This is a genomic window from Boudabousia tangfeifanii, from assembly GCF_001856685.1.
GTDB lineage: Bacteria > Actinomycetota > Actinomycetes > Actinomycetales > Actinomycetaceae > Boudabousia > Boudabousia tangfeifanii.
The window spans coordinates 482,885-497,114 of the sequence record NZ_CP017812.1; the positions used below are offsets into that span (position 1 = coordinate 482,885).

Annotated in this window: 13 protein-coding genes; all 13 read left to right on the forward strand. The window is 57.1% G+C overall.

What is annotated here, in order from left to right; translation table 11 throughout:
• Positions 1–58: 58 nt before the first annotated feature.
• From BK816_RS01790 to nuoL, 13 genes are read left to right on the forward strand one after another with little or no spacing between them, the layout of a single operon-like run.
• A complete protein-coding gene (locus BK816_RS01790) occupies positions 59–1,333 on the forward strand; it encodes an NAD(P)/FAD-dependent oxidoreductase (protein WP_071163649.1) in 1,275 nt (424 codons plus the stop codon).
• 37 nt (positions 1,334–1,370) lie between these two features.
• The gene (gene ndhC, locus BK816_RS01795; protein ID WP_071163650.1) at positions 1,371–1,730 is read left to right on the forward strand and encodes an NADH-quinone oxidoreductase subunit A; all 360 of its coding nucleotides are present in this window, start codon (positions 1,371–1,373) and stop codon (positions 1,728–1,730) included.
• Between the two features lie 17 nt (positions 1,731–1,747).
• The gene (locus BK816_RS01800) at positions 1,748–2,302 is read left to right on the forward strand and encodes a NuoB/complex I 20 kDa subunit family protein (protein WP_071163651.1); all 555 of its coding nucleotides are present in this window, start codon (positions 1,748–1,750) and stop codon (positions 2,300–2,302) included.
• Positions 2,303–2,334: 32 nt separating this feature from the next.
• Positions 2,335–3,033, forward strand: a complete 699-nt coding sequence (locus BK816_RS01805) for an NADH-quinone oxidoreductase subunit C (RefSeq protein WP_071164881.1) — start codon at positions 2,335–2,337, stop codon at positions 3,031–3,033.
• Positions 3,033–4,382, forward strand: coding sequence for an NADH-quinone oxidoreductase subunit D (locus tag BK816_RS01810; RefSeq protein ID WP_071163652.1), 1,350 nt, complete (start codon positions 3,033–3,035; stop codon positions 4,380–4,382). Before BK816_RS01805 ends, BK816_RS01810 begins: the two co-directional genes overlap by 1 nt.
• A complete protein-coding gene (gene nuoE / locus BK816_RS01815; protein WP_071163653.1) occupies positions 4,382–5,080 on the forward strand; it encodes an NADH-quinone oxidoreductase subunit NuoE in 699 nt (232 codons plus the stop codon). The genes BK816_RS01810 and nuoE overlap by 1 nt, the downstream gene beginning before the upstream one ends.
• Positions 5,080–6,411: an NADH-quinone oxidoreductase subunit NuoF gene (gene nuoF / locus BK816_RS01820; RefSeq protein ID WP_071163654.1), complete on the forward strand. Its 1,332-nt coding sequence runs from the start codon at positions 5,080–5,082 to the stop codon at positions 6,409–6,411. Before nuoE ends, nuoF begins: the two co-directional genes overlap by 1 nt.
• Entirely contained in the window at positions 6,408–8,981 is a 2,574-nt protein-coding gene (locus BK816_RS01825; RefSeq protein WP_071163655.1) for an NADH-quinone oxidoreductase subunit G, read from the forward strand. The genes nuoF and BK816_RS01825 overlap by 4 nt, the downstream gene beginning before the upstream one ends.
• Positions 8,978–10,318, forward strand: a complete 1,341-nt coding sequence (gene nuoH, locus BK816_RS01830) for an NADH-quinone oxidoreductase subunit NuoH (protein WP_170299648.1) — start codon at positions 8,978–8,980, stop codon at positions 10,316–10,318. The genes BK816_RS01825 and nuoH overlap by 4 nt, the downstream gene beginning before the upstream one ends.
• A gap of 17 nt (positions 10,319–10,335) precedes the next feature.
• Positions 10,336–10,974 carry an NADH-quinone oxidoreductase subunit NuoI gene (gene nuoI / locus BK816_RS01835; protein ID WP_071164883.1) on the forward strand — a complete coding sequence of 213 codons (639 nt, stop codon included), beginning with the start codon at positions 10,336–10,338 and terminating at the stop codon, positions 10,972–10,974.
• Complete coding sequence (locus tag BK816_RS01840; RefSeq protein ID WP_071163656.1) at positions 10,971–11,951, forward strand: NADH-quinone oxidoreductase subunit J; 981 nt, start codon at positions 10,971–10,973, stop codon at positions 11,949–11,951. Before nuoI ends, BK816_RS01840 begins: the two co-directional genes overlap by 4 nt.
• Positions 11,948–12,247: an NADH-quinone oxidoreductase subunit NuoK gene (gene nuoK, locus BK816_RS01845; protein ID WP_071163657.1), complete on the forward strand. Its 300-nt coding sequence runs from the start codon at positions 11,948–11,950 to the stop codon at positions 12,245–12,247. Before BK816_RS01840 ends, nuoK begins: the two co-directional genes overlap by 4 nt.
• 13 nt (positions 12,248–12,260) lie before the next feature.
• Entirely contained in the window at positions 12,261–14,225 is a 1,965-nt protein-coding gene (gene nuoL / locus BK816_RS01850) for an NADH-quinone oxidoreductase subunit L (RefSeq protein WP_071163658.1), read from the forward strand.
• Positions 14,226–14,230 lie beyond the last annotated feature (5 nt).

The window sequence follows — 14,230 nt, forward strand, 5'->3', positions numbered from 1 at the left end:
ATCGCCTGTGCTTGGACGCAAGCACTCGGCAGTTGCAACTGTATTTAGGAAGGTTATTTTGGCTTCGACACATGCCATTAAAACCGACGTCGTAGTCGTCGGCGCAGGCCCAGGTGGGTCTGCCGCAGCGTACTACCTTGCCAAAGCTGGCGTAGAAGTTTATCTCCTCGAAAAAGCTACTTTCCCGCGCGACAAAATCTGCGGTGATGGTCTGACCCCAGCAGCAGTCAATGAACTAGCACTAATGGGGATCGATACCTCCAATTGGCAACGAAATCTCGGTCTCGAAGTTGTCGGTGGGGGACACGAAATCCGACTACCATGGCCCGCTCAGCGATCCCTCCCAGATTTCGGGATGGCTTGTCCGCGCATGGAATTAGATGAAACCTTGGCCCGAGCTGCCGCCAAAGCTGGCGCAAATTTGGTCGAGGGCGTCCTCGTCAAGGAACTTAAAACCGATGCCACCGGTCGTGTCAATGGGGTAGTCGGGTTCAAAGGCCGCGGCGAAGATGAAGAACGCTACGATATTTCCGCCAAACTCGTGGTCGACGCTGGGGGAGTCGCCGCCCGACTAGCAATCTCAGCCGGTCGTCAAGCAGCCGCTCGTCGCCCCATGGCAGTCGCCGCCCGCACCTACTTCCGTTCCCCGCTCGGTGATACCGACTGGATGATCTCCCATCTAGAACTCTGGGACGGAAAACCCGGCGAATCCAACCTTCTGCCCGGATACGGCTGGATCTTCCCCTTGGGTGATGGACTCGTCAATGTCGGCCTCGGTTCTGTCTCCTCTAATAAGGCGGCCACCAAACTTCCTTATAAACAAATCTTCGGTGCTTGGTGTGCCAATCTCCCCGAAGAATGGGGTTTCACGGAAGAAAACCAGACCGCACCCTTGCGCAGTGCAGCGCTACCCATGTGCTTTAACCGTAAACCGCAATACGCTGATGGGCTCGCCCTGATCGGCGATGCAGCCGGCATGGTCTCTCCTTTTAACGGGGAAGGCATTGCTCCCGCCATGCAAGCGGGACGTTTCCTCGCCGAAGCATTCGTCCTCGCTTGTGCTCGCGATACCCAAAGCGGTTTTGATTTGGCCATGTCGGCCTACCCACAAGCTTTGCGAAACCAGCTCGGCGGTTACTACTCGCTGGGCCGGATTTTCGTCAAACTAATTGAACGCCCACAGATTATGCGGGCCTGCACTAAGTATGGGCTACCTCGACCAGCCCTGATGAAACTGGTGCACAAACTCTTATCAGACGGGTACGAACGCTCCGGCGGCGACCTATCTGACAAACTCATCCAAACGCTGACTAAGGTGGTGCCCAGCGCATGAGCACTCAACTATTAGTCAAAGCAAAGAAGGAGATTCGATGAACAGCTACACTCCGTTGCTGATTATGGCTGTCGCCGCATTGGTGCTAGCTTTGGGCGGTCTAGGTGCTTCCGCCATCCTAGGTCCCTCGAAGAAAAACCGGGTTAAGACCCAGAACTACGAATGTGGCATTGATCCGGCGCCACACCAAGAAACCTCTGGCCGTTTCCCGGTCAAGTACTACTTGGTAGCCATGACCTTCATCATCTTCGACATTGAAGTGGTGTTCATGTACCCCTGGGCCGTAGGTTTCTCCGGCCTCGGCTCCACCGTCTTCTACGCCATGATGCTGTTCATCGGTCTAATCACAATTCCATTTGTCTACGAGTGGCGCCGCGGCGGCCTCGAATGGGACTGAAGGTAGGAAGGTAAATAATGGGAATTGAAGAAAAACTACCTGCCGGGGTAGCGCTCACCAGTGTTGAGCGAGTCCTCGGTCTGGCCCGTAAAGCTTCAGTCTGGCCCGTCACCATGGGGCTAGCCTGCTGCGCAATCGAAATGATGGCCACCGGTACTCCCCGCTACGACATCTCCCGTTTCGGGATGGAAGTTTTCCGTGCTTCCCCTCGTCACGCCGACTTGATGATCGTTTCTGGTCGAGTCTCGCACCGCATGGCTCCGATTGTGCGCCGCGTGTATGACTCCATGCCAGAACCAAAGTGGGTTATCTCCATGGGTGCTTGCGCCTCCTCCGGCGGCATGTTCAACAACTACGCCGTGGTCCAAGGTTGTGACCACATCGTGCCAGTTGACGTGTACCTCCCAGGGTGCCCTCCACGCCCCGAAGCTCTGCTGAACGCCATTTTGACGCTTCATGATTACATGCGCACTGAGCCTTTGGGTGTCCACCGGGAAGAAGCTGCCCGCGCTGCCGAAAAGGCCGCTTTGGAAGCTACCCCCACCCACCTGATGAAGGGATTGCTAGCGTGAGCGAAGAACTAGACGAGCAAACTCAAGAAGTCATGAATGCTGCCGTTTCTGAGAACCGCGGCGATCCCGCACCACGTAAAGTGGCAGAACGACGTGGCCTCTTCGGCAACAAAGGATCTGGCGACACCACCGGCTTTGGGGGCCTAGTTGCCCCCGTGGTACTTCCCGGAGAAACCCCACGCCCATACGGTTCTTGGTTCGACAACTGCGTCGACATCCTCGAAGAACTTTTGACCGAGGCCGGCCTACCGGTTGCCAACGTCATCGAAAAGGTCGTCGTTGAACATGACGAACTAACCATCCACGTAGACCGCAACCACATTGTGACCGTCTGCCAGATGCTCCGTGACGACCAGGACCTACGCTTCGAACTGTGCTTCGGCGTCTCTGGCGTTCACTACCCAGCAGACCAAGGTCGCGAACTACACGCGGTCTACCACCTCATGTCCATCACCCACAACCGCATGTTGCGCCTTGAAGTAACCTGCCCAGACGCCGACCCGAAGATCCCTTCAGTTACCAGCGTCTACCCAGGCAACGACTGGCACGAACGCGAAACTTGGGACCTCATGGGCATTGTCTTCACTGGTCACCCGGCCCTCACCCGTACTGCCATGCCAGACGACTGGGTAGGACACCCACAACGTAAGGACTACCCACTCGGTGGGGTTCCTGTCGAATACAAGGGCGCCACCGTACCGCCCGCCGATACTCGGAGGTCATACAACTGATGAGCGCTAACCAACCGCTATTCACTGCCACCGGCCCCGCCCTCGGCGAGGACGAACTCGATGAACTCGTAGCCTCCGGCGGCGACTGGGAAGACATTGTTGACGAAATGCGCAAGCTCTCGAGCGAACGCATCGTGGTCAATATGGGTCCAGTACACCCCTCAACTCACGGCGTGCTCCGCCTCATCCTCGAAATCGATGGTGAAACCGTGCGCGAGCTACGCGTCGGCACCGGCTACTTGCACACCGGCATTGAAAAGAACATGGAATACCGGACCTTCGCCCAAGGCTCCACTTTTGCCACCCGTATGGACTACGTGGCCCCCATGTTCAACGAAGCCGCCTACTGCCTCGCAGTAGAAAAGGCCCTTGGCATCACCGATCAGATTCCGGAACGAGCCAACCTCATCCGTATTCTGATGATGGAACTCAACCGCATTTCCTCCCACCTAGTCGCAATCGGCTCCGGTGGTAACGAAATGGGTGCCACCACCATGATGACCATCGCCTTCCGTGGCCGTGAAAATGTCTTGCGCATTTTCGAATCCGTCACCGGTTTGCGTATGAACCACGCCTACATTCGCCCTGGCGGTGTGGCGCAGGATCTTCCTCCGGGCACCACCGACTACGCTCGTGAACTGCTTCCATCCTTGCGTCGCGACATCGGTCAGCTCCAGGATCTGACCCAAGAGAACCCAATCTTCAAGCTCCGTCACGTCGACGTCGGCTACATGCCGTTGGCTGCCGGCCTCGCCCTCGGCCTAACCGGCCCATGTATCCGCGCTGCAGGCCTGCCACTCGATATGCGTAAACTACAGCCCTACTGTGGTTACGAACAGTTCGAGTTCAACGTGCCTACCCGCGATAAGTCGGACGCTTACAACCGTGTGCAGGTGCGCTTCGAAGAATGCTACGAATCGCTCCGCATTATCTACCAGGTCCTCGATCGTCTCGATGCCTGCAACGGCACCCCAGTAATGGTCGAAGATAAGAAGATCGCATGGCCCTCCAAGCTCTCGGTTTCCACCGACGGTCAGGGCAACAGCCTCGAACACATTCGCGAAATCATGGGCGAATCCATGGAATCCCTCATCCACCACTTCAAGCTGGTCACTGAAGGCTTCCACGTTCCGGCCGGCCAGGTCTACCAGACCGTGGAACACGCCAAGGGCGTCATGGGCGTACACCTCGTCTCCGACGGTGGCACCCGCCCATACCGTGCGCACTTCCGCGACCCCTCGTTCTCGAACTTGCAATCCCTAGCCATGATGACTGAAGGCGGCCAGCTCGCCGACGTAGTTGTCTCCTTGGCTTCCGTTGACCCCGTACTGGGAGGTGTGGACCGTTAATGAATGCTTACGCTCCAGAAGTTGAAGCTCGTCTAAGGGAAGAAGCCGCCCAAATCGTGGCACGCTACCCGCAAGGGCACGAGCGTTCGGCACTACTACCAATGCTTCACTTGGTACAGTCCGAAGATGGCTACGTTTCCGCCGCCGGTATCACCTTGTGCGCGGACGTCCTCGGCCTAACCCGACCAGAAGTATCCGCAGTTGCGACCTTCTACACCCAGTACAAGCGTCACCCCAATGGCGAATACACCGTCGGGGTTTGCACCAACGCGCTCTGCGCCGTGATGGGTGGTGACCAAATCTGGGAAACCTTGGAAGAACACCTTGGAATTGGTCACGAAGAAGTTACCGAGGACGGCAAGATCACCCTTGAACGCCTCGAATGTAACGCCGCCTGTGACTATGCTCCAGTGATCATGGTCAACTGGGAATTCTTCGATAACCAGACCCCAGCCTCGGCCCTGAAACTAGTTTCCGACCTACAGGCCGGACGCCCAGTAGCTCCTACCCGCGGTCCCGACCAGGTTCCAACCTTCAAAGAGGTCTCCCATACTTTGGCTGGCTTCGAGGACGGATTGGCTAGCCAAGGCCCAACCGCCGGTAGCTCGTCTTTGCGTGGCCTCGAAATCGCCCGCGAAAACGATTGGACCTCCCCAGAGGTTAGCGCCGACACTCCTGCAGTAGAGGGGAATAACTGATGACTGTGACTAAAGCTGCCGGCAAACTAACCCCGGTACTCTCCAACACTTGGGATCAGCCCAACGGCTACACCCTCGAAGCCTACCGCTCCCGCGGTGGCTACCAGGCACTAGCCAAGGCCCTAACCATGGACCCAGCCGAAATCACCAACCAGATCAAGGCTTCCGGTCTTCGTGGTCGTGGTGGCGCTGGCTTCCCAACCGGCCTCAAGTGGGCATTCTTGCCCCCAGATGACGGTAAAGCTCGCTACCTCGTAGTGAATGCCGACGAATCTGAACCAGGTACCTGTAAAGATATCCCCACCATGATGGGCAACCCCCACGTCTTGATTGAAGGTATTGCGATTACCTCGCGCGCCATTCGTTGCGAACACGCCTTCATCTACCTCCGTGGTGAAGTCGTGCACGTCTACCGTCGCCTCCTCGCTGCGGTTCGTGAAGCTCGCGAGGCCGGCTTGATTGGTCAAGGACTTGGCCCCAACGGCGATTTCAACCTCGAAATCACTGTTCACGCTGGTGCTGGTGCCTACATTTGTGGTGAAGAAACTGCGCTACTTGACTCCCTTGAAGGACGTCGTGGCCACCCACGTTTGAAGCCACCGTTCCCAGCGGTTGCGGGTCTTTACGCTCGCCCAACCGTGGTCAACAACGTAGAATCCATCGCATCTGTGCCCGGCATCATTGGCAACGGCGTGGAATGGTTCGACGCCATGGGCACCGAAAAGTCCAAGGGACACGGCCTCTTCTCCGTTTCGGGTCACGTCGCACGCCCCGGTCAGTTCGAAGCACCATTCGGGATCACCATGCGTGAGCTAATCGAAATGGCCGGTGGTATCCGTCCCGGCCACCAGCTCAAGTTCTGGACCCCAGGTGGTTCATCCACCCCGATCTTTACCGAAGAAGAACTAGACATTCCATTGGATTACGATTCGGTGGGTCAAGCAGGCTCCATGCTTGGTACTCGTGCCCTCCAGGTCTTCGACGAAACCACCTCGGTAGTTCGCGTCATCACCCGCTGGACCGAGTTCTACCAGCACGAATCCTGTGGTAAATGCACCCCTTGCCGTGAAGGCACCTATTGGCTCAAGCAAATCATGCTTCGCCTCGAGGCAGGGCAAGGTAAACCAGGCGACGTAGACCTGCTAGTTGATGTGGCCAGCAATATTGCCGGCAAGAGCTTCTGTGCTCTCGGTGACGCCGCTGCCACCCCAATTCTCAGTGGTATTAAGCGCTTTAGACAAGAGTTTGAAGACTGCATTACGATGCCCGCGCGGGAAATGTTCCCGTACGAAGCTTCCGCGGTTTTTGCAGAAAGTGAAGGAACCCGATGAGTGACCAGGTGACCTTAACCATCGACGGTGCGGAAGTAACGGTACCAGCCGGTACCCTCATCATCCGTGCCGCAGAACAGGCCGGGATTCGCATTCCGCGTTTCTGTGACCACCCACTATTGAAGCCTGCCGGCGCTTGCCGTCAGTGCCTGGTAGATGTGGCTGCGCCAGACCGCGAAGGCAATGTCCGTCCTTTCCCGAAGCCGCAGGCCTCTTGCACCATGACCGTAATGCCGGGCATGATTGTCAACACCCAGCACACTTCGGAAGTAGCTGCCAAGGCACAGCGCGGCATCATGGAATTCCTCCTGATTAACCACCCGCTGGACTGCCCAGTCTGTGACAAGGGCGGCGAATGCCCCCTACAGAACCAGGCACTAGCCAACGGTGGTGACGGCAGCCGCTTCACCGGCGCCAAGCGCGTCTACCCGAAGCCAGTAACCCTCACCAGCCAGATCTTGCTGGATCGAGACCGTTGCATCTTGTGTCAGCGTTGTGTCCGCTTCGCCAAGCAGATCGCCGGCGACCCCTTCATTGACCTGCAAGGTCGTGGCGGCGGTTCCTCACCGCTAGATCACCACCTCCACATGGGCGAACAGATCGGTAGCTTCGACACCCAGGTGCTAGGCTTCGCTGACACCGACTCCAACCCGAGCGGCAACGAACTAACCGGCACCAACGAGTACGCTGGCCCCGCTGGCCTCCCTGGAGTGATCGGCTCGACCAACTTCGGTCCAGCCCACCCAGGCGAAACCGACGAGTCTGGCCGCCCCTTCGCCTCCTACTTCTCGGGCAACATCATCCAGATTTGCCCCGTAGGTGCGTTGACTTCCGCCCAGTACCGCTTCCGTTCGCGTCCATTCGACCTCGTTTCAACCCCATCGGTTACCGAACACGATGCTTCGGGTGCTGCCATCCGCGTCGACGTACGCCGTGGCGAAGTCACCCGTCGTCTGGCCGGGGAAGATGCTGCGGTCAACGAAGAATGGATTAGCGATAAGGACCGCTTCGCCTTTACTTGGCAGGCCGGTGACGCTCGTTTGCGTTACCCACTAGTGCGTAACAGTGAAGGTAACTTGGTCGAAACCTCTTGGGATGACGCCTTGACTCGGGTCGCGCAAGCGATGGACCGAGGCCGTTCGGCCTTCTTGCCAGGTGGCCGCCTCACCTTCGAAGACTCCTACGCATGGGCCAAGTTCGCCCGACTAGTTGGCCAGACCAACGACATCGACCACCGTGTACGTGACCTCAGCGCCGAAGAAAACCAGTTCCTTGCCTCGCAGGTTGCTGGTACCGGCCTCGGCGTCACCTACACCGACGTGGAAAATGCCGGTCAGGTCCTGCTCGTCGGCCTCGAGCCCGAAGACGAATGCGCCACCTTGTTCTTGCGTCTACGCAAGGGCGTGACCGCAGGCAAACTAAAGGTCGCTACCATCGCCTCGGTTCGTACCCCAGGTACCTTGAAACTTTCGGCTAACTGGTTGCAGGCTGCCCCTGGCACCGAACCAGAAATGATTGAGGCCATCAGCGCGGGTAACCCCTTCGCCGACCTCGCCGAAAGCCTTGAAAATGGCGTCATCCTCGTTGGTGAACGTGCTGTATCCACCCCAGGCACCTTGTCCGCCCTCGTTCGTTTGGCCGAACGCACCAACGCCCGCTTGGCTTGGGTCCCACGTCGCGCCGGTGAACGCGGTGGGGTAGAGGCCGGCACCATGCCGAACCTCCTCCCATTCGGACGTCGAGCAGACGAAGTTGCCGACCGCGCCGAACTTTCCGCCGTTTGGGGCGCCGAACTGCCCGTCACCACCGGTCGCGATGCCGTGGCGATTCTCGAGGGCGCTGCGTCCTCGGCCATCACCAACCTATTCGTTGGCGGTGTTGACCTTCGCGACTTCACTGACCCGAAGGCCGCCCGTGAAGCCTTGCAGGCAGCTGAGTTCGTGGTCAGCCTCGAAGTGAACCGCACCGAAGTTACCGAACTTGCTGACGTAGTCTTGCCGGTAGCACCGCCTACCGAAAAGCCAGGCACCTTCATCAACTGGGAAGGCCGCTTGCGCCCCTTCGGCCAGGCACTTTCAGCCACCTCCCTTGATGACCGTCAGGTGCTCTCGCGCCTAGCAGCGCTGCGCGGTATCGACCTCGGCCTAGAAAACCTCAAGGCTCTCTACGCCGAAGTTAACGACCTAATGGAACACGAAGTCGAGGCCACCAACGCCCCGAACGTGCCAGTACCGCCGCTGCCATCGCCCGCCGAAAACCAAGTTGTGGTCGCCACTCACAAGCAGTTGCTTGATGACGCCCTTACCTTGGCCGGAGCCGATGACCTACGCGCCAGCGCCCGTCGCCCAGTAGCTTTCGTTTCAGCCCAAACCGCAGCCAACGCTGGGGTTAAGTCTGGCGAGCAAATCACCCTCACCACCGAACGCGGCTCGTTGAGCCTGCCAGTTGTGGTGGCCACCATGCCAAACAAGGTGATTTGGGTGCCACAAAATAACGGCACTAACGTGTACGAAACCCTCGGGGGACATGGCACCCTCGCGACTCTATCCGCCTTGGAGGTGACCAAGTGAATCCCCTCAACTACCTAGTGAGCGCCGAAGGTAACTTCGTTCCCGCTGACTTCAGTCAGGAAACTTGGTGGCTCAGCCTACTAAAGGCTGTTTTCATCATTGTCTTCCTGATCCTCTCCGTGCTCATGGCACTGTGGGTGGAACGTCGTGGCCTCGGCCGCATGCAAACCCGTCCTGGCCCGAACGTGCACGGTCCCTTCGGTCTCTTCCAGGCAATCGCTGACGCGGTCAAACTTTTGACCAAAGAAGATATCTGGACCAAGAAATCCGATAAGTTCATCTACATTCTGGCTCCGACCATTGCCGCTTTCTGTGCCTTCATGGTTTTTGCAGTAATCCCTATGGGGCCAAACGTAAACCTTTTCGGACACTCCAGTCCGTTGCAGCTCATGGATATGCCGGTTTCGACCCTCTACATCTTGGCGATCAGCGCCCTCGGCGTTTACGGCATCGTCCTCGGTGGTTGGTCGACCCGCTCCACCTTCCCGTTGCTCGGCTCGGTTCGTTCGGCCGCTCAGGTGGTTTCCTACGAACTGTCCATGTCACTTTCCATCGTGGCTGTCTTCTTGGTTTCGGGTTCCATGTCGACCTCGGAAATCGTGGCCGCCCAGGATCATGTCTGGTGGGCTTTCGCCCTCGCCCCTTCCTTCGTTATCTACTTGATCTCGATGGTCGGCGAAGTAAACCGTCTACCTTTCGACTTGCCAGAAGCTGAAGGTGAACTCGTGGCCGGTCACATGATCGAATACTCGTCGATGAAGTTCGCTTGGTTCTTCCTAGCTGAATACATCAACATGTTCAACGTATCGGCTGTCGCTACCACCTTGTTCTTCGGTGGTTGGCATGCACCATTTGGCCTCGGCTACATTTGGGAAGGCGCCAACTCCGGCTGGTGGCCAATGCTCTGGTTCACCATGAAGCTATGGTTCTTCATGTTCCTCATGATCTGGACCCGTGGTACCTTGCTCCGTTTCCGTTATGACCAGTTCATGAAACTTGGTTGGAAGGTACTGATTCCAATCTCCCTCGCTTGGTTCGTCCTCGTTGCCTTCATGCAAGGCCTACGCGAGTTCTACCAGCTCAACAGCTTCTACCTCGTCGGTGGCATCATGGCAATCGCGATTGTCCTAATCGTAGTCATCTCGCTGCTACCCAATAAGCACGAAGATACCGAGGGCGAAAAGAACGAAACCTTCGACGCTTTCGCCGGTGGCTACCCAGTACCGCCACTGCCAGGCCAAAGCTTGCCGCCATCGCCGCGTGCTGGACGTCGTCCAGTTAGCGCCCAGTTGGCTGGCGCCACCACATCCAACGAATCTGAAGGAGGTCAAAAGTGACCAAGGAACAGTCCAAGATGCCCGATCCGTCCTTCTTCCGTCCGGATGAAAAGGGCGCCCTCGGCAAATTCTTTGCCCCAGTTGCCGGTTACGGTGTCACCATCACCTCGATGTTCGAAAAGACCGTCACCGAAGAATACCCCTTTGTTGATCCAGTAGTTGCGCCTCGCTTCCACGGTCGTCATCAGCTAAACCGTTACCCTGACGGCCTCGAAAAGTGCATTGGTTGTGAACTTTGTGCATGGGCCTGCCCTGCTGACGCCATCTTGGTCGAAGCTGGAGTTAACACCCCAGAAGCGCAATACTCGCCAGGTGAACGTTATGGCAAGGTTTACCAGATCAACTACCTACGCTGTATCTTCTGCGGTATGTGCATTGAAGCTTGCCCAACTCGTGCTTTGACCATGTCAAACGACTTCGAAATGGCATCCTTCGACCGCGAAGAAATGATTTACGAAAAGCCGCGGATTTTGGCTCCTCTGAAAGATGGCATGCTAGCTGCTCCACACCCCATGGTTGCCGGAACTACTGATGGTGACTACTACCGTGGAGAAGTTACCGGCCCAACCGAAGCACAGATTGCTTGGGTAGCCGAACATCGACCAGAAGATCCCTCCCTTAAAACTGCGACTGTAGTTAAGGAGGCCCAACGATGATTGCTAGTCATCTACCCACTCTGCTCGGAGCCGTTGGCCCCAGCGCGCCAGATGCCGGCAATGGTGAGTTCATTAAGTTCTGGTTCCTAGCGATCTTCATGATCCTATGTGCCATCGGAGTAGCTCGCTTCCAGCGGGCTGCCTACGCCGCCATTTGCATGGTTGGCGTCATGATTGGCTTCGCCATCGCTTACCTACTCAATGGTGCCCAGTTCATGGGTATCGTTCAGGTTGTGGTTTACACCGGCGCAGTCATGATGCTCTTCCTCTTCGTCCTCATGTTGATCGGTATCGGTGCCACTGACTACTACCGTTCCACTTCTAAGGGCGCTCGCGTCAGTGCTTACGTGTTATCGCTGCTCTTGGTGGTCTTCTTAGGTACTGCCGCATGGCGTCAGTTGGGAACCGCTCCTTTTGGTCCAGCTGATTGGGAATACACCACCATGGAGAACGTTTCCAAGGCACTGTTTACTAACCACCTATTCACGGTTGAGCTTTCCGCCATCCTGCTAATCACTGCAGCCCTCGGCGCACTACTACTAACCCACGCTGACCGCCTCATCCCAGTCCGTTCTCAACGACAGGTTGCTGAGAGCAAGATGGCTGCCTACGCAGCCGCTAACCGCCACCCAGGTCAGCTACCACCACCGGGTGTCTACGCCGAATCGAATGCTTTCGACGTGCCTGCAATTTCCGGTGAAACTCACGAACCAATCGAAGAATCTGTACCTCGCGTGCTACGCGTTCGCGGAATCAACCGTAGCGTTGGTGAGATTTCCCCGACCTTGGCTAAGCGTCTATGGCAAACCCGCATGGGCAACCCCGCAGCAGGTATCCATGGCCCACAAACCTCGGCTCAAGTCACCCGCTCGGGTGCTTGGGGCATGCCAGGTAGCTCGGCACCTTCCGAACTAAAGCAACCCGGAGCCAGCAAGGCTCTGAGCGTTGCTACTGAAACTGAGGAGAAAGACGCATGAGCCCGATTTGGTACATTCTTTTGGCGACCGTCCTGTTCGCCATCGGTGGGGCCACGGTGTTGACCCGTCGTTCCGCAGTAATTTCACTGATGGGTGTGGAAATCATGCTTAGCTCAGCGAACTTGCTCTTCGTGGTATTCGGTCGCGTGTTCGGCGATGCCAACGGACAAGTTACTGCGTTCTTCGTGATGGTGGTAGCAGCTGCTGAAGTAGTAGTTGGTCTAGCTATTATCGTTTCGATTTTCCGTGCCCGCGCCACCACGTCAGTTGATGACGTCGACTTGATGAAGAACTGAAAGGCAGGCGAAAATGAATTTCATCCTTCCCGCTAGCGGAAACCCACTCGTGGCAGTCACTGCCGCCAGCGGTGTCACCGCTTGGGCACCTGCCCTAATCTTGGTGCCATTGTGCTCCTTCGTCTTCTTGCTCCTGATGGGGCGTCGCTCAGACAAGTGGGGCCACTGGGTATCAGTCCTAGCAACTGGTTTCTCCATGGTGCTTGGACTCGTCATCCTCTTCCACACTATGAGCGTGCCAGTTGACCAGCGAGTCACTGAACAGCACTTGTTCGAATGGATCCCAGCAGGTGACCACACCATTTCGGTTGGTCTTCGCCTCGATCCACTATCGCTAACCTTCGTTGCTCTGGTTACCTTCGTTGGTTTCCTCATCCACGTGTACGCGGTAGCTTACATGGAGCACGATACTGACCGTCGTCGCTTCTTCGCTTACCTGAACCTGTTCATCGCCGCTATGCTCACCCTCGTCTTGGGTGACTCCTACGCCGTCCTCTTCGTCGGCTGGGAAGGCGTAGGTTTGGCTTCTTACTTGCTCATCGGATTCTGGAACCAAGTTCCGGACTACGCATTGGCTGCAAAGAAGGCTTTCGTGATGAACCGTGTCGGTGACGTTGGTTTGCTCCTAGGCATGATGGCCATGTTCCATTACTTTGGTTCCTTGGCCTACTCTCAGGTCCTTCCAAATGCCAACACCTTGAGCACTGAACAAGCCACTCTGATTGGTCTCTTCTTGCTAGTAGCTGCCTGTGGTAAGTCGGCACAGTTCCCCTTGCAGGCATGGCTAGGTGACGCGATGGCAGGTCCGACCCCAGTTTCGGCCCTAATCCACGCCGCTACCATGGTTACCGCTGGTGTTTACCTCATGGTACGTTCTGGCGCGATCTACGTGGTTAGCCCCACCGCAACCACCGTGGTTGCCATCATCGGTGCGATTACCTTGCTCTTTGGAGCCATCGTTGGTACCGCCAAGGATGACATTAAGAAGGTGCTTGCCGCGTCGACCATGTCCCAAATCGGTTACATGATGCTTGGTGCTGGTCTTGGTCCTATCGGCTGGGCCTTCGCCATCTTCCACTTGCTCACCCACGGCTTCTTCAAGGCACAGATGTTCCTTGGCGCTGGCTCCGTGATGCATGCGATGGGCGATCAGACCAATATGCGCCGCTTCGGTGCCCTCAAGAACGCAATGAAGGTCACCTGGATTACCTTCGGCATCGGCTGGCTCGCCATCCTCGGTATCCCACCATTCAGTGGTTTCTGGTCCAAGGATAAGATTATCGAGGCCGCTTTCGTCGCTGACACTGCTGGCCCCTGGCAGCCATGGGTCCTCGGTTTCGTGGCCTTGATTGGTGCCGGGATTACCGCCTTCTACATGTCACGACTCTTCTTCATGACCTTCCACGGTGAGGCCCGCTGGACCACCGCCGCTGAAGGGGCAGAGGTACACCCACACGAATCTGGTCCGCTCATGACCTGGCCGATGATTATCCTTTCGGTCTTCTCACTCGGCCTCGGTGGCGTGCTTTCAATCGGCAATGGCTTTGTTAACTGGCTCGAACCAGTACTTGGTCACGCCGAGCACCGCGAACCAGTCATGCCAGTTGTGGCTATTACGGTACTCACCCTGCTATCGATTGTTGTCGGTATCTTCTGGGCCTACCGCCTCTACATTGCTCAGCCTGTATCCAAGGCCGTTCCCGCTGGCAGCTTCCTCACCCACGCTGCCCGTAACGACATGTTCCAGGATGATGTCAATGAAGCACTATTCGTTAAGCCAACGATGACGCTTGCTAGCGCTGTCGAGGTTGCTGACCGTCAAGTTGTTGACGGTGCCGTCCGCGGAGTTTGCTCCGGCGTGGACGCCCTCGGTAAGGCTACTGCTACCACCCAAAACGGTAAGGTACGCAGCTACGCGGCATACATCCTCGTTGGTGTGGTCGCCCTCTTGGGCGTAGCACTGTTTGGAACCCTCTAAGGGGG